Below are 15,530 nucleotides of genomic sequence, written 5' to 3' on the forward strand. Positions count from 1 at the left end.
TGGTGTAGGATTCTTCCGTTTCAATGAACTGGATGTCGTATGGTTCGCAAAGTTGGGCGATTCGGCCTTTTAGCCTAATTGAAAGGTGGGCTACCGACCCGCGCGGCGCGGTTGTGAAGGGGTTTCAATCCCGTTGCCGGGATTCATTGAATTGAAAGCCGGAAAGGTTGCCAAACGTAGTAGCCGTGTTGGCGTTTCAATCCCGTTGCCGGGATTCATTGAATTGAAAGACAACCGGGACACTTTGCTCGACCAATTCGAGGCGGGTTTCAATCCCGTTGCCGGGATTCATTGAATTGAAAGGTCATCCGTGCTTTTGAGTTGGGCGTCCGAAAGCTGTTTCAATCCCGTTACCGGGATTCATTGAATTGAAAGCGGCGATCGCATTCGGGCATTCAGAGGAAGCGATCGAGTTTCAATCCCGTTGCCGGGATTCATTGAATTGAAAGAGAAGAGCGGCAGGCGAAGGAACCACAAATACAACGTTTCAATCCCGTTGCCGGGATTCATTGAATTGAAAGTGGAGATATGCGCTGATTTCCCCCATATTTTTGGGCGTTTCAATCCCGTTGCCGGGATTCATTGAATTGAAAGAAGATGAAACTAATTACCTACTTGGAAAAATTAAAGTTTCAATCCCGTTGCCGGGATTCATTGAATTGAAAGAACCGGGGGGATTTATACGAGGCAGTTCTCTTTGAGGTTTCAATCCCGTTGCCGGGATTCATTGAATTGAAAGTTCAATCCTCAAGGCTCGGGCGCCTATCTGGAAGCTGTTTCAATCCCGTTGCCGGGATTCATTGAATTGAAAGTTCTTCAGGTGTTTTTATAAGTTTAGCGTTAAATAGTTTCAATCCCGTTGCCGGGATTCATTGAATTGAAAGACGGGTGCGACAGATGACGTACCCGGAATTCATGAAAGTTTCAATCCCGTTGCCGGGATTCATTGAATTGAAAGCTGGTCAGCAGCACGACGGGGGAAGATAAATTCTTGTTTCAATCCCGTTGCCGGGATTCATTGAATTGAAAGCGATAGCCCGCGATCGTGTTTCTCAAGAGTATCTCGTGTTTCAATCCCGTTGCCGGGATTCATTGAATTGAAAGTCGGGTAGGGCAGTACACATTCCCCAATGGGGGAGTGTATGAGTTTCAATCCCGTTGCCGGGATTCATTGAATTGAAAGACCGTTAAGGCGGATTGCTGATTTAATCGTCGTACGTTTCAATCCCGTTGCCGGGATTCATTGAATTGAAAGTCAAGCTTTTCTCGGAATGAATAGAAAGCGGATAGGTTTCAATCCCGTTGCCGGGATTCATTGAATTGAAAGTTGCGACAAGGTGTTTTGGTTCCCAGCAACGGAAATGGTTTCAATCCCGTTGCCGGGATTCATTGAATTGAAAGCCCCAATGCGTTCGAGGTGATGAATGCCCCGTTATTGTTTCAATCCCGTTGCCGGGATTCATTGAATTGAAAGTCACCGCCATTGGTTATCGCATTCGCCCGTAATCGGTTTCAATCCCGTTGCCGGGATTCATTGAATTGAAAGCGTTGGCGACAGGCCGCTAACGCAACGTGGGCATTTAGGTTTCAATCCCGTTGCCGGGATTCATTGAATTGAAAGAATAATGAAATTCCTGCTGATATAGTGACAGGGAGGTTTCAATCCCGTTGCCGGGATTCATTGAATTGAAAGATCCGGCGTTTTTATAAGTAAATACGCCGTCAGTAGAGTTTCAATCCCGTTGCCGGGATTCATTGAATTGAAAGCATAGAGACTGCGAGTGGAGACCGAGACCATCTGGCTCGTTTCAATCCCGTTGCCGGGATTCATTGAATTGAAAGGATCGCATCATCACTGCCACCCGCGATCGCATCATGTTTCAATCCCGTTGCCGGGATTCATTGAATTGAAAGAACCCAAAAAATCTTGACGAGTTCCGAATTAAACAAAGTTTCAATCCCGTTGCCGGGATTCATTGAATTGAAAGTTGCGGGATGCGGAAAAAGCAGCATCCTCGTCGAAATGTTTCAATCCCGTTGCCGGGATTCATTGAATTGAAAGAAAGGATTTCAGTAAGGATCCAAAAGTGCAAAAGGGTTTCAATCCCGTTGCCGGGATTCATTGAATTGAAAGCCGAATCCGGTGTGGTGTTATTCCGGTTCTTCTTGGGTTTCAATCCCGTTGCCGGGATTCATTGAATTGAAAGCTCGCTTGCTAGCTCCGCGCGCTACGCTAGTGGGCTTGTTTCAATCCCGTTGCCGGGATTCATTGAATTGAAAGACCGGCAGAAACGCGATTGGGCAGTTGCGATCGCAAGTTTCAATCCCGTTGCCGGGATTCATTGAATTGAAAGCTGGCTGAGTCCGGGGTGGGCGGGTCTGAATTCGTGTTTCAATCCCGTTGCCGGGATTCATTGAATTGAAAGCTTCAAAACGAATTCTTAAAGGGGTTCCTCTAAAGGAGTTTCAATCCCGTTGCCGGGATTCATTGAATTGAAAGCTACCCCCGCCAAGGGGTAGATTCCGAGGTCTAAATGTTTCAATCCCGTTGCCGGGATTCATTGAATTGAAAGAGTTGTTTCCAGACGGATCCTATCGGGTCCTGTGGAACGTTTCAATCCCGTTGCCGGGATTCATTGAATTGAAAGCTCGATTCGGTCGATAGTCATTCTTTCTTATCTCTTGTTTCAATCCCGTTGCCGGGATTCATTGAATTGAAAGTGTTGCGCTTGAGTTAAATCAAGTTTAAATTCAAAGTTTCAATCCCGTTGCCGGGATTCATTGAATTGAAAGTTAAGCGTTATTTCGAAGCCGACGGGGCGGCTGACGGCTTGTTTCAATCCCGTTGCCGGGATTCATTGAATTGAAAGTCATAGGAAGAGGCGCGGGTGACTTGAGTGTAAAGCGTTTCAATCCCGTTGCCGGGATTCATTGAATTGAAAGACGAGCTTTAGTTGAATTAACTCGAAAGTTCGAGTTTGTTTCAATCCCGTTGCCGGGATTCATTGAATTGAAAGCGGGCGATAGTAGGTATTTCCTAGAAATCTTTGAGTTTCAATCCCGTTGCCGGGATTCATTGAATTGAAAGTTCTCGTGTATCCCAAAAACAGTCTCCAGATTTATCAGGTTTCAATCCCGTTGCCGGGATTCATTGAATTGAAAGACTGAGCCTGAGACCCCACATGGGGAGGGGCTTCTGAGAGCGATTTTGGCGGGAGTCTGAGTCGAAGTCGATTTCAGCGCCCGCGATTGGGGGAAGCCCCGGGAGGTAAAACTCGAAAAGTATTGATTTGTCAAGGTTCTGGCGATTTGGCGGGACCCCCGGGGTTTTCGACCCCGCTTTCCCCTGCCAAAATTTCGCGTAGCAATTTTTGTTTTCTGGATTATAACAGTTGCCAGCCAGGAATGCAAATATTTTTTTGTTATTGGTCATTGGTCGGTTGGGGGAGTAGGCCGATCGCCCTCAGCATAGCGCAAACCCGCTCAAGGCAAGTTGCGATCCGAGTGCCTTAAGCCTTCGGCATCGCCACAAGCCATTGCGGGCATAGCAGCGCTAACGCTTACCGCCTCCGGGCTGCCATGTTCGTAAAGACCCAAAAGGCGGCTTCCCCTCGGGGAGGGGGGAAGGAGTACCCTTGTCATTGACCAATGACTAATGACCGGGGTTCTGATAGTTGCGGGCGGCGCGTTGGAGTTCGTTGCTGATTTCTTCCACCACATGAGGGGGGCTGAGGACCCGGGCATGGGAACCATAGCGAAAGATTCGCTGGCGAAACCAAAAGGGATAATCCTCTACGGTCTCGATCTCCACATACCCTTCTGGCAAATTGCGAGTGATGACTCGTTCGTGGCTTCGACGGGGTTCGTAGGTGGCTAACGGACCGGTCATGCGATAGCGGATGGTGAGGGTGGGAAAAGCAGAGCGCATCCAAGTCTGAGCAGAAGCCGGCCCGACGGATTGGATCCGGTCGATGCGAAACAGGCGATTTTTGTACACCGGTTCTGGGTAAGAGGAGGTGGAAGAGTCGGGGACGAAGGCAAATAAATAGAGCGCCCCATCATGCGATCGCACTTCGCAGCGGTCCAAATCCCAGGTGCGATCGCGCTTCTGGCTATCAATATAGCGAATCGTAAACCGCCGCTGTCCGTCGCAGCGGTCCTGGAGTTCTGCCAAAATCCGCCGCAAATGGGGACTCCCATAATCGGCGGGAGGGAAAAAATCGCCGCGAATCTTTGCCGCCCCCTGGCTTTCCGACTGTTCGCTCAGACGAACCAGCAGTTGAGCCTGTGCGGAAAATCCCATATCGGCGAGAAACTGCCCCCCCTGCTGGAGGGCTTCCCGTTGGGCCGCCGACAAAATCAAGGGAAAGTTAGATTCCAGCAGGGTATAAGGGCGATGGGGGGCGCAGTGAATTTCGAACCCACAATCTCGCAATTCCCGGAGGGTGCGATCGCATTTCTGCTGCACGTCGGAAATATTTCGATCGCTGCCCTCAAGATACTCTGCCACCAAATCAACCAATTCCGCTCGCTTGCGTTGCTGTTGGGCGAGCAGTTTGAGCATATAAAGAGCCAGGCCAATCGGACTATAACGCACGGACATAATAGCAAACCAGCGCAGTGAGTTTTCTCTACTATACCCCCTTTGGGCGGATTACCCAAAAATTTTCCATTGTTATCACCCACAGATAACAACTTTTTCCCCGGGGGTATTAATCTGAGAATAGCGACCGAGGGAATGCCAATGAAACTCCGTGTCAATCCCCTGTACTCGAAGCTCAATCCCGGGATGGGGCAATGTCCCCTGGGATGCGAAGGGCGCTGTGTAGTGCGAGAGCGCGCCCCTGCTTTGGAGCCTCCTGCTGGTGCCCCTTGTCCCCTGTCCTCCCATCAGGCGGAGACGGCGGCGGCGGTGATGTTTGGCCATGCGGACATTCTGTTTAATACCGCTGCCACCGGAGACGGGAAGAGCTTGGCCGGCAGTTTGCCCAGCTTCTTACAGCCGAACTTTCGCCTAATGAGCTTGTATCCCACCATTGAATTAGTGGAGGACCAAACCCAACAACAGCAACGATATCACCAGTTATTCGGCCTATCGGCGAGCGATCGCATCGATTGCTTGTTCGGGGAAGAACTAGCCCGCCGGGTGAGAGAAGATTCCAGCAGCAAATTCCAAGAACTGCTGCTCGCCATCTACCACAAGCCCATCCTGCTGACCAATCCGGACATCTTTCATTATATCACCCACTATCGGTATCGCCAACCGGCAGCCGATCGCAGTATGTTGCCCTTAGCCTTAGCGGAATGGCCCGACCTGTGGATGTTTGACGAGTTCCATATTTTCGGTCCTCATCAAGAAGCCGCTGCCCTGAACAGTCTCACTCTAATTCGGCGCACCCAGCAAGACCGGCGGCCCCGACGGTTTTTGTTTACCTCTGCCACCCCGAAACCCAGCTTTATCGAACAGTTGCAGCAAGCCGAGTTTACCGTCACTCAAATCGAAGGCAGCTATACCAACCAGCCCACCCCGGGATATCGGCAAATTCTGCAGCCGAACGCCTTGCAGTTCGTGCAGTTAGGGGAAGGAGATGCGGTAGACTGGCTCGCGGAAGCCGCCGACTCGCTTCGCACGATGTTAGAAGCCCAATCTCCGGGACGGGGACTGATTATCCTCAACTCCCTGGCGGCGGTGAATCGCGCGGTGAGAACGCTCTCGCAACGCCTTCCGGGTATCCGAGTGCGGGAAATCAGCGGACGGATCGATCGCCGCAGTCGCGCGCCCATTCAAGCGGAGTTACGAGACTCCCCCGACCCGGTATTCATTGTTGCCACCTCGGCGGTGGATGTGGGGGTAGACTTTCGGATTCACTTGTTGATTTTTGAAAGCAGCGATGCGGCGACGGTGGTTCAGCGGTTGGGACGCTTGGGACGACACCCGGGCTTTTCCAGCTATTGCGCGTTCGCCCTGATTCCCCGTCGCACGTCCTGGGTGATGGCGCGGTTGGCGGAAGCGATCGCCGCACCGTCAGCCCCCCTAGACCGCCCGCAATTGCAAGCTGCGATCGCCGAGGCGTTCGAGCCACCGAAAGCTTTCGCACAATACCGTCAGCGGTGGGGGGCGCTGCAGGCTCAGGGGATGCTGGCGGCGATGAGTCAGGAGAATGCCACAGTCAGCCAATCGGTGCGCGATCGCATGTCTGCTGACTTCGAGCGGGTCTATCCCGGCAAAGTAGAGTCCGCCCGGAAACAATGGTTCGCGATCGGGCGACAACCCGTAGGAAAAGCCACCCAAGCGGAACTGCTGCGCTTTCGCGGCAGCAGTGCGATACAAGCGGCCCTGTGGGACGACTGCCGTTTCTATACTTACGACCTGCTGCGACTGCTGCCTTCCGCCCGCGTGGAACTGTGCGATCGCGAGACTTTCTTGGCCGCAGCGATCGCCGCCAATTACAGCCCCGATGCTTTCGAGGAGCGCTACATTTCCCTCTACCTGCGAGTGCGGGAGTGGGTGGAAGAGCGCATTTCCCTCACCTTGCAAACCAGCCGGAATACCGACCAATTGCATCCCTGTCAGCTCACATTGCTCGATCGCCTAACCATCATCGGTCATCCCCAACCCGAAATCAACCGCTGCTTGCAACGCCGCAAGTTCCTCGCCTTCCTGGTTCCCGTCAACCGCACCCAACCCAGCAGCCATTGGCAAGTGAGCCGCAAGCTGCAACTCCCGATGTCTTTTGGCTTGTATCGTCTCGTGGATGCCGGCAGCCAAGCCTATGCTTGTGCGTTCAACCAAGATGCTCTACTATTGGAGGCATTAAAATGGCAACTGCAATCTTTTTGTCGCCAACAAAGCAATCCCCTTGTGTTTTAACCCGCTCATTTCGTACCCAAGAAACATGCCATTGTATCATATTTGGGCAAAGAGTCCCCCAAAAAATAGTCGGCGTCGGCGGACTATAGCGCTGTCGCCCCGGGCTTCGCTAAAGCCCTTGCCTCGGCGCGATTTCAATCGCTCGCTTCCATTTCGCCCTTCCATATAGCTATTTCCGGAGTCTGCAATGGCCACTTTACTGCAAAACCTGTTATTATCTACCTTAAGCGAGGACACCGACCCGATATTGTGCCAGTATGTGGAGACCGTTCTCCCAGAAATGGAACGAGAATTCAGTTCCATTTCCGCCTTGGGGGGGGATTTCCAGGTGCATTACCACAAGTTAGGACAGCGGGGGGATGAGAACGCCGTCGCTAAAGCCCAACGATGGAGCGATCGCCCGGACCAAAACCTGTGCGTTCACGTGCTCAACGCCCTGCTGATTGCCTGGAACTTAGCCACCCAGCACCTTTCCACTCCCCTATCAGAGGAAGAAAAACGGTTGCTGTGCTTGGGAATTACCTTACATGACTATAATAAATACTGTCACGGACAGGGAGAAGACGCACCGAGAGCGCACGAAGTTCCCGATATTCTCAGCCTTTGTCGGGAGATGGGAGAGCGATTGAAGTTTGCCGCCTTTTGGGCCGACTGGGAACGGTATCTGGCTGATATCGGATTTTTGGCCCAGAATACCCAGTTTAAATGCGGCACCAATGCCTATCCCGGGAATTGGCCGAGATTTGCGATCGCCGATTCCCGCCGTCTCACCCTTCCCCTGCGCCACCTGCTGGGATTTGGCGATATTGCCGTTCACTTGAGCGATCCGGCGGATATCCTCACCGAAACTGCTGGCGATCGGCTGCGGGAACATTTAACCGCCTTGGCCATTCGTCAAACCTTAGTCTATCATCGCCTGCGCGACAGTATCGGCATCCTCACGAACGGCATTCACAATGCCACTTTAGAATTCGCCGCACAATGCGGATGGCAACCCCTTATCTTTTTCGCCCGGGGGGTGGTTTACTTGGCCCCGCCATCGGCTACCCCACCCGATCGCGATCGGTTAAAAACGGTCATTTGGCAGCGCCTTAGTGGCGTCCTCAGCCAGAAAATGCGCGATGGGGATATCGGCTTCAAACGCAGTGGGAAAGGCTTAAAACTTGCCCCGCAAACCGCAGAATTATTTCCCGCCGCTGCCTTAATTCGACAATTGCCTCAAGCGATAGAAGTGCGGGTAAACAATATCAAAAATCCCGCTACCCCCAAGCGCTTGGATAAGCTCGTCGCGCAAGGAAACTTAACCCCAGAAGCGCGAGAAACCCTGGCACCGGGTGCGGATTTACGCAGCGATCGCTTGGCGGAATTAATCATCCTCATCCAGCGGGAATTTTTACCCCACTGTGACCAGTATGTTTCCCAGATACTCGATACCCTTCAGCTCTCGGATTGCTTGGGAGAAGAAGAGGTTAATATTACCCTGGGTGGGGTAAACTATGGATGGTATCGGGTGGCGGCGGAATATTTCCACCGACATGGAGGGTTGGATTTAGAACAAACCAGCGATTTCCTGTCGGAATTGGCAGAAAACATCGCTGATTGGGCGAGCGAGAATGACCTGTTACCACCCTTTGAAAGTCCTACTCGGGAGGTGTTCGACCGCTATGTAGAGCGGTACTTGGACGTATCCGAATGGGAAACATTCGTACCGGATTTCGAGGGAGAATTGACGGGGTACGTCCGGGCAAAAACCCGTGGCGCGAAACAGCCAATTTGCTCTCTGAGTTCCGGAGAATTTCCCTCGGAAGACCAGCTAGATTCTGTGGTATTATTCAAACCGCAGCAATATAGCAATAAAAACAAATTAGGTGGGGGTAAAATTAAGCGGGGTATTTCTAAAATTTGGGCGTTAGAAATGCTGCTGCGCCAAGCGTTGTGGTCGGCGCGGGCGGGGAAATTTGAAGAGCAACAGCCTGTGTTTCTCTATATTTTTCCAGCGTATGTATATGCGCCGCAAACCATCCAAGCGATTCGCGGATTGATGGTAGAAATTAAGTCGGTGAATTTGTGGGATGTTCGCAAACAATGGTGCGATCGCGGACTGGAATTAAGCAGTTTATCCCAGTTGAATTGGTTGGCGGAAGACCGAGAATTGGGAGAGCGCGATCGCACCCGATACGATACCCAAGATTTGCCCTTTATGGCAACTACTTATACCACAACCCAGGGCAAAACTCTCACCGATGCCTGGGTACAACCCGCATTGCTGGCCCTCGCCCTCGCCAAACTGCTGGGGGTGCGGGTGGTGGCGACAAGCAGCACTGTGCCTTTATATAGCAGCGATCGCGAATTTAGCGGTTCGGCGGTATTCGATGGGGCGGCGGGATTTTGGTCTCTGTTGGGGGGGTCCGCCTCGGTCCGCATCGAAACCCTGGATGCAACCTTAACTCGCCTGCTGGTTCTCTATACCTTGCACCTAGACAACCGCAGCAACCCCCCGGATGCGCGCTGGAGTGCTTTGAATGGTACGGCGCGCCAGGTAATGACCGATATTCTGCATATTTTCGCGATCGCCGCCGAAGGATTGCGCCGTCACCAGCGCGACACTCCCACCGCAGAAGAGGTCAACCGATATTGGAACTTTGCTCGCATTTGGTTACAAGGGGATACTACTATGCAAGATAAACTCAATCTGATAGAGCGGTTGGTTCGAGAATACCGCACCTTTTATCAAGTGAATCTCAGTACCTCCAGTCACGGGATTTTGCTCCCGCTGTCGAAAGCGCTGGACACGATTTTATCGGTGCCCACGCAAGTGGATGAGGAGGATATGATATTACAAGGTGCGGGACTGCTGAAAGATGCGATCGACCGCCAACCGGTTTATACTCGTCCTTTATTGCAGGATAAAACCGTGCCTTTTCCCACCCGCCAACAACAGGAACTCGAAGCGATTCATCGCTTTATGCAAACCTGCGTGCGCGATTTATTTGGTACCCTCTACCGGGGCGATCGCGCCCTGCTGCAAGAAAATCGCAACCGCATCAAATCCGGTGCGGAATTTGCCTATCGCTGGTTAGCATTGCAGGAAAAAACCGACAATTCCTCTGATTAATTGGAAGGATACGGGGACTAAAAGTCCCCATCTCAGAGCTAAAGTCAGTTGACAACCGACTGAAGATATCACTTCTCCTTCGAGAGTCGTTTCTCACGATAATTTACCCAGTTTTGAATCAAGGAACAAACCATGAGCCAATTAGACAGCATCAAAAGTTACTTTCGCGGTCATTTTCCCCGAATTGCTACGGGTAAATACGTTCATTTTATCCTGTTGCGCCACAGTCAATCTTTCCCGGTATTTCAAACCGATGGAGTTCTGAATACTGCCCGCACACAAGCGGGAATTGAAGCTCAAGAAACCATGAGCCGACTGGTGTTATTCAAGCGCAAGCAAACCACACCAGAACGGTTGGTGGGACGGGAATTGCTTCGCTCCCTTTCTCTCACCAGCGCCGACTCTAACGAGAGCAATTACTGCGAGTACAATGGGGAAAATTCCTGCAAAAAATGTCCCGACTGCATTCTGTATGGATTTGCGATCGGGGATAGCGGTTCTGAGCGTTCTAAAGTGTATTCCGATTCTGCATTTTCCCTGAGCGCCTACGAACAATCTCATCGCAGCTTTACCTTTAATGCCCCGTTTGAAGGCGGAACTATGAGCGAAAAAGGCAAAATGCGAAGTGCAATTAACGAACTGGATCACGTGGTTCCGGAAGTCACCTTTCCCACGGTGGAAACCCTGCGCGATGCAACCTATGAAGGGTTTATTTACGTGCTGGGAAATTTGCTGCGAACCCGGCGATATGGGGCACAAGAATCGCGCACCGGCACTATGCGAAACTATCCCGTGGCGATTGTTTTATGTGACGGTGAAATTTTCAGCAATCTGCATTTTACCCAAGCTTTGTATGATGGATTGAACGGCAAAGTCAATGGTGCGATCGCTGACATTTGCCACCACGCTACTGGCGTTGTCGATACGTTATTACAGGAGGAACCAGTGCGAATCGTGCATAAAATTTCTGGCGAACCATTAGATGAATTGCTGAATGAAGTTTCCGGCATTTATCAAGATGACGACCAATTGAATCAGGTGCTTTCTACCCTCTACGACCAAACCCAAACCTATGCGGAAACCTTTGGCGCAGAATCGGGCAAGAAAAAGAAGAAAAAATAATATCCCGACTCTGAATCCTTTGGGGTTTAATTAGGTTCGCAGCAATTATCAAGGTGCCAATTAATTGGCACCTTGATTGAGGGAGGCGGAACCTCGGGGAAAGGTTTCCAGCATGAGCTGGGAACCAGTTAAAAGGAATTCCTCTGCGTCGGTGCAGTGTGCTTGCCTAGGCGCGATTTCAATCCCCCGCTCGATTGTTGATTGGATTATCGTTTACTACCATAAAACCCATGCAACTTTACTATTGTCGGCTTACTCTTCACGATAACGTTTTCTTTGCCACCCGCGAAATGGGAATTCTCTACGAAACCGAGAAATACCTGCATAATTGGGCGCTTACCTATGCTTTTTTTGCCAGTCAATATATGGCGCAACCCTATCGCTTGCAGGGAGAATTGGCGCAAAAACCCAGTTATTTAGACCCGAATCGGGAGCAAAATTTACTGGCGCTCAATCCGGAAGGGGTTTATCTATTTCCGGCGCGTCCCCTGCGCTACTCCTATCAAGTGAATACTTTTAAAGCGGCGCAAACTAACTTTTACGGGAAATCCAAACAGTTCGGCGAAAAAGGAGCGAATCGCAACTATCCGATTAATTACGGAAGAGCGAAAGAACTGGCGGTGGGAAGTGAATATTGTACCTATTTAATCGGATCGGATTTGATGAGAGTGCCGCGCTGGATTCGGGTAGGAAAATGGATGGCTAAGGTGAAAGTTCGCGCTGAATTAATTCCGGAAGCGGCGATCGCATCTGGTTCTGGGGATTATACCTGCCTTCATCCTCTCAATCCGATTGATTTACCGCCCACCCAGGAGTTATTAGTTTATAATCGGATTGTCATGCCCCCGGTGAGCTTGATAAGTCAGGCGCGCTTGCAAGGAGAATATTTGCAGTTGAGAGGGGAAGAATGGGACGAATGGCGGCAGGATTTTCCAGAAATTCCGTCAGCGGTTTATTTACCGAAAGGGGTGAGTTATGGAGCAAGAAGCAGTGCCAATGTCAGATAAATTGCATCATCTGTATTCGATTGTGGTAGAATTGGTGGCGATGGAATCGGGGAAGCCACCGGCAACCTTGGGACGAGCCATTCACGCCCTCGTTTTGCGCTGGTTGCAGTTAGGAAATCCGGATGTGGCAGAACGCATTCATGCCAGTCAGATGTCTCCGTTGAGTTTGTCTGGATTGATGGGTCATCGTCGCTCAAAACAGACGCAACCGGGAGATAGTTTTCTGTTTCGGATTGGCCTGTTAGATGAGGGGCTAATTCAACCGCTGTTGTTGGGATTGACAAAGTGGGAAAATCAGCCCGTTGTGTTGGGGAAATTTCCGTTTGTTTGGACGCGATCGCTGATGATGCCGGAGAGTCATCCGTTAGCAGATTGTTCCGCCTACGAAACCTTGGTCAATGCGCCTTCTCTTGGTGGGAATATTCAGTTAAATTTTAATTCGCCGACGAGCTTTAAACAACAGCAGGGAATTCAAAATTTTCCCTTGCCCGATTTGGTGTTTGGCAGTTTGCATCGTCGGTGGAATAGCTTTGCACCCCCGGGGTTGCATTTTCCCGAAATCAATTGGCAAGGGTGGGTGTCTGCTTATGAATTGAAAACCCATGCTTTGCGATTGGAAGGCGGGGCGGAAATTGGCGCGCAGGGGTGGATTCGCTATCGGTTTTCCGATGCGGAACAGGCGCGAATTGCCGCGATTTTAGCCCGGTTTGCTTTCTTCGCCGGCGTGGGGCGAAAAACCACGATGGGAATGGGACAAACTGAGTTGATAGTCAAGGAAAAACCGAAACCGAAAAAGAAGCAGAGGTGAGAAGATGGGAGAAGAGTATTTGCCCCTGTCGTATTTGAATGCTTGGGAATATTGCCCCCGCCGCTTTTATTGGGAGTATGTGTTGGGGGAAATGGCGGAAAACGAGCATATTTTGCGCGGGCGGCACTTGCATCGGAATATTGATGAGGAAGGGATAGCGCGCGAAGGCGATAAATTGATTCGCCGTCAGCAGTGGGTATGGAGCGATCGCCTGCTGGTGAAAGGGATTATCGATGCGGTGGAAGAAGAAGGGGGAGAATGGGTGCCGGTGGAGTATAAAAAAGGGAAAATGGCGCGACATCTCAACGACCATTTTCAGTTGTGTGCCGCTGCATTGTGTTTGGAAGAAAGAGGCGATCGCCTAGTGAGGTATGGGGAGATTTTCTATTATGGCAACCGCCGTCGTCAGCGGGTGGAATTTACCCCGGAATTGCGCGCAGCGACGGAAGCGGCGATCGCTGCTGCCCGGGCGGCGGTGAACCAACCCATGCCCCCTCCCCTGCAACCGGTGCAAAAATGCCGCGATTGTAGTTTGTTGGGGATTTGTTTGCCCAAGGAAATGAAACGGTTACATCTACCTTAATTGAATGAACGGGTCAGGGGTACATTAGCAACCAACCGTTACCCCTGCACCCGCCGCGATCGGGAACAGGGAATTTAACTCCGTTCCGTGAATCGCCCACCAGAACCGTAACTGATGAGTGGAAAACGTATCATCAAGGAGAAATTATGTCTGTATTGTATCTCACTCAACCGAATGCCCTGCTGAGCAAAAAATACGAAGCGTTTAACGTGGCTCTCGAGCGCGAGGATGGAACTTGGCAGAAACAACCCGTTGCGGCGCAAACCCTGGAACAGATAGTATTGATGGGGAATCCCAGTATCACCGGGGAAGCTTTGTGCTATGCTTTGGAATTGGGATTGCCGGTGCATTATCTGTCCGGATTTGGCAAATATTTGGGGTCGGCACTTCCCGGGTATTCCCGCAACGGTCAGTTGCGCTTGGCACAGTACGAGGCGCATCGGGATGTAGCCCGACGACTGGAAATTGTTAAGACGATCGTGGCCGGGAAAATCCACAATCAGCACGCTGTGTTGTATCGCCACGGGCAGAAAGATAATCCCCTGAAGCAGCGCAAAGCAGCGGTGGGGAAACAGGAGACTTTAGACCAAGTGCGGGGAACTGAAGGGATGGCCGCCCGGGAGTATTTCGCACGGTGGACCGCTATGTTACCCGAACCTTGGGAACTTCCGGGTCGCCACCGCCGCCCGCCCACGGATCCGGTGAATGCCCTGCTCAGTTTCAGCTACGGACTCCTGCGGGTGCAGGTGACCGCCGCCGTGCATTTGGCTGGGTTGGATCCGTATATCGGCTACTTGCATGACACTACTCGCGGACAACCGGCAGTGGTGTTGGATTTGATGGAGGAGTTGCGCCCGTTGATTGCGGATAATCTGGTGCTCTCAGTGCTGACTCATAAGGAAATCAAATCGGCGGATTTTACCGAAAGTCTGGGGGCTTATCGATTGGCGGATGGGGCACGCAAAACCTTTCTGCAGGCGTTTGAGCGCAAACTGACTTCGGAGTTCAAGCATCCGGTGTTTGAATATCGCTGCACTTACCGACGGGCGATCGAGTTGCAAGCGCGTCTGTTTGCCCGTCATTTGCACGAAGGTGTGCCCTATAAACCGTTGATTTTGCGATGAAAGCGTTATTGTATTTGGTGGTTTACGATTTGCCGGCCACTAAGGCAGGGAATAAGCGCCGTCAGCGCTTGCATGATTTGCTCTGTGGCTATGGGGCCTGGAAGCAGTACAGTTTGTTTGAGTGCTTTCTGACTCCGAAGCAGTTTGCTAGCCTCCAGCATCAAATCGAGGATTTGATTAAAATGGGGGAAGACGCAGTGTGCATCTATGTTTTGGATGCTACGGCGGTGCAGCGCACGGTGGTTTATGGGGTGGCACCCCCTAGACAGGAAACTACCACTATCTTATAATCGGGATATCGGAATTTTGGCAGGGGAAAGCGGGGTCGAAAACCCCGGGGGTCCCGCCAAATCGCCAGAACCTTGACAAGACAATAGTTTCGGGGTTTTACCCCCTGGGGCTTCCCCCAATCGCGGGCGCTGAAATCAACTTCGACTTCGACTCCCGCCAAAATCGCTCTCAGAAGCCCCTCCCCATCTGGGGTCTCAGGCTCAGTCTTTCAATTCAATGAATCCCGGCAACGGGATTGAAACATCATTCCATTTATAATCTCGTGATTGAAAATTTTAGCTTTCAATTCAATGAATCCCGGCAACGGGATTGAAACTAGAATCCAATTTGTCAAGGGTTTTTCAATAAAATTAGACTTTCAATTCAATGAATCCCGGCAACGGGATTGAAACAATGTCGTCGTCGGAGTTTCAGCGTTACGAGGCTTCTTTCAATTCAATGAATCCCGGCAACGGGATTGAAACATTTTGCTTCCAGCATTATTTGTCCTCAACTCTCTACACTTTCAATTCAATGAATCCCGGCAACGGGATTGAAACCGAGCAAAAACAATGTCATTATTTATTAATTTATGTCTTTCAATTCAATGAATCCCGGCAACGGGATTGA

General features: G+C 51.1%; 10 protein-coding genes and 2 CRISPR repeat arrays (1 of these 12 running past the window's edge). Of the genes, 8 read left to right on the forward strand and 2 right to left on the reverse strand.

All coding sequences use genetic code 11. The annotated features are described in order from the left end of the window. Positions 1–121 precede the first annotated feature (121 nt). Positions 122–3,163: direct repeats of the CRISPR family, unit length 37 nt; unit sequence GTTTCAATCCCGTTGCCGGGATTCATTGAATTGAAAG. A gap of 320 nt (positions 3,164–3,483) precedes the next feature. Together AC0QH1_RS07825 and AC0QH1_RS07830 are read right to left on the reverse strand one after the other, a co-directional pair. Beyond that, on the reverse strand, positions 3,484–3,642 hold the full coding sequence (locus tag AC0QH1_RS07825; protein ID WP_324630465.1) for a hypothetical protein: 159 nt from the start codon (positions 3,640–3,642) through the stop codon (positions 3,484–3,486). A gap of 10 nt (positions 3,643–3,652) precedes the next feature. After that, the gene (locus AC0QH1_RS07830) at positions 3,653–4,603 is read right to left on the reverse strand and encodes a helix-turn-helix transcriptional regulator (RefSeq protein ID WP_324630466.1); all 951 of its coding nucleotides are present in this window, start codon (positions 4,601–4,603) and stop codon (positions 3,653–3,655) included. A gap of 141 nt (positions 4,604–4,744) precedes the next feature. Here AC0QH1_RS07830 and cas3 point away from each other — a divergent pair, with 141 nt between their 5' ends. From cas3 to cas2, 8 genes are all read left to right on the forward strand, one after another. Further along, entirely contained in the window at positions 4,745–6,871 is a 2,127-nt protein-coding gene (gene cas3, locus AC0QH1_RS07835; RefSeq protein ID WP_324630468.1) for a type I-D CRISPR-associated helicase Cas3', read from the forward strand. Between the two features lie 187 nt (positions 6,872–7,058). Continuing rightward, entirely contained in the window at positions 7,059–9,986 is a 2,928-nt protein-coding gene (gene cas10d / locus AC0QH1_RS07840) for a type I-D CRISPR-associated protein Cas10d/Csc3 (RefSeq protein WP_324630470.1), read from the forward strand. A gap of 132 nt (positions 9,987–10,118) precedes the next feature. Further along, entirely contained in the window at positions 10,119–11,108 is a 990-nt protein-coding gene (cas7d, locus tag AC0QH1_RS07845) for a type I-D CRISPR-associated protein Cas7/Csc2 (protein WP_324630471.1), read from the forward strand. Between the two features lie 230 nt (positions 11,109–11,338). Continuing rightward, the gene (gene cas5d / locus AC0QH1_RS07850) at positions 11,339–12,115 is read left to right on the forward strand and encodes a type I-D CRISPR-associated protein Cas5/Csc1 (RefSeq protein ID WP_324630472.1); all 777 of its coding nucleotides are present in this window, start codon (positions 11,339–11,341) and stop codon (positions 12,113–12,115) included. Beyond that, complete coding sequence (gene cas6, locus AC0QH1_RS07855) at positions 12,084–12,923, forward strand: CRISPR system precrRNA processing endoribonuclease RAMP protein Cas6 (RefSeq protein WP_324630473.1); 840 nt, start codon at positions 12,084–12,086, stop codon at positions 12,921–12,923. The genes cas5d and cas6 overlap by 32 nt, the downstream gene beginning before the upstream one ends. A 4-nt stretch (positions 12,924–12,927) precedes the next feature. Beyond that, complete coding sequence (gene cas4, locus AC0QH1_RS07860; protein ID WP_324630474.1) at positions 12,928–13,506, forward strand: CRISPR-associated protein Cas4; 579 nt, start codon at positions 12,928–12,930, stop codon at positions 13,504–13,506. 146 nt (positions 13,507–13,652) lie between these two features. Beyond that, a complete protein-coding gene (gene cas1d, locus AC0QH1_RS07865; protein WP_324630476.1) occupies positions 13,653–14,630 on the forward strand; it encodes a type I-D CRISPR-associated endonuclease Cas1d in 978 nt (325 codons plus the stop codon). Then, positions 14,627–14,920, forward strand: a complete 294-nt coding sequence (cas2, locus tag AC0QH1_RS07870) for a CRISPR-associated endonuclease Cas2 (protein ID WP_324630477.1) — start codon at positions 14,627–14,629, stop codon at positions 14,918–14,920. The genes cas1d and cas2 overlap by 4 nt, the downstream gene beginning before the upstream one ends. A 206-nt stretch (positions 14,921–15,126) precedes the next feature. Further along, a CRISPR array of direct repeats spans positions 15,127–15,530; the repeat unit is 37 nt; unit sequence CTTTCAATTCAATGAATCCCGGCAACGGGATTGAAAC; it runs 8,016 nt beyond the window's last position.

It is taken from the genome of Phormidium sp. CCY1219, from assembly GCF_055795085.1.

Coding starts and splice junctions, on each gene's coding strand:
- cas2 (WP_324630477.1), top strand. CDS start 14,627: ATGAAAGCGTTATTGTATTTGGTGGTTTACGATTTGCCGGCCACTAAG.
- cas3 (WP_324630468.1), top strand. CDS start 4,745: ATGAAACTCCGTGTCAATCCCCTGTACTCGAAGCTCAATCCCGGGATG.
- cas6 (WP_324630473.1), top strand. CDS start 12,084: ATGGAGCAAGAAGCAGTGCCAATGTCAGATAAATTGCATCATCTGTAT.
- cas7d (WP_324630471.1), top strand. CDS start 10,119: ATGAGCCAATTAGACAGCATCAAAAGTTACTTTCGCGGTCATTTTCCC.
- cas1d (WP_324630476.1), top strand. CDS start 13,653: ATGTCTGTATTGTATCTCACTCAACCGAATGCCCTGCTGAGCAAAAAA.
- AC0QH1_RS07830 (WP_324630466.1), bottom strand. CDS start 4,603: ATGTCCGTGCGTTATAGTCCGATTGGCCTGGCTCTTTATATGCTCAAA.
- AC0QH1_RS07825 (WP_324630465.1), bottom strand. CDS start 3,642: ATGACAAGGGTACTCCTTCCCCCCTCCCCGAGGGGAAGCCGCCTTTTG.
- cas5d (WP_324630472.1), top strand. CDS start 11,339: ATGCAACTTTACTATTGTCGGCTTACTCTTCACGATAACGTTTTCTTT.
- cas4 (WP_324630474.1), top strand. CDS start 12,928: ATGGGAGAAGAGTATTTGCCCCTGTCGTATTTGAATGCTTGGGAATAT.
- cas10d (WP_324630470.1), top strand. CDS start 7,059: ATGGCCACTTTACTGCAAAACCTGTTATTATCTACCTTAAGCGAGGAC.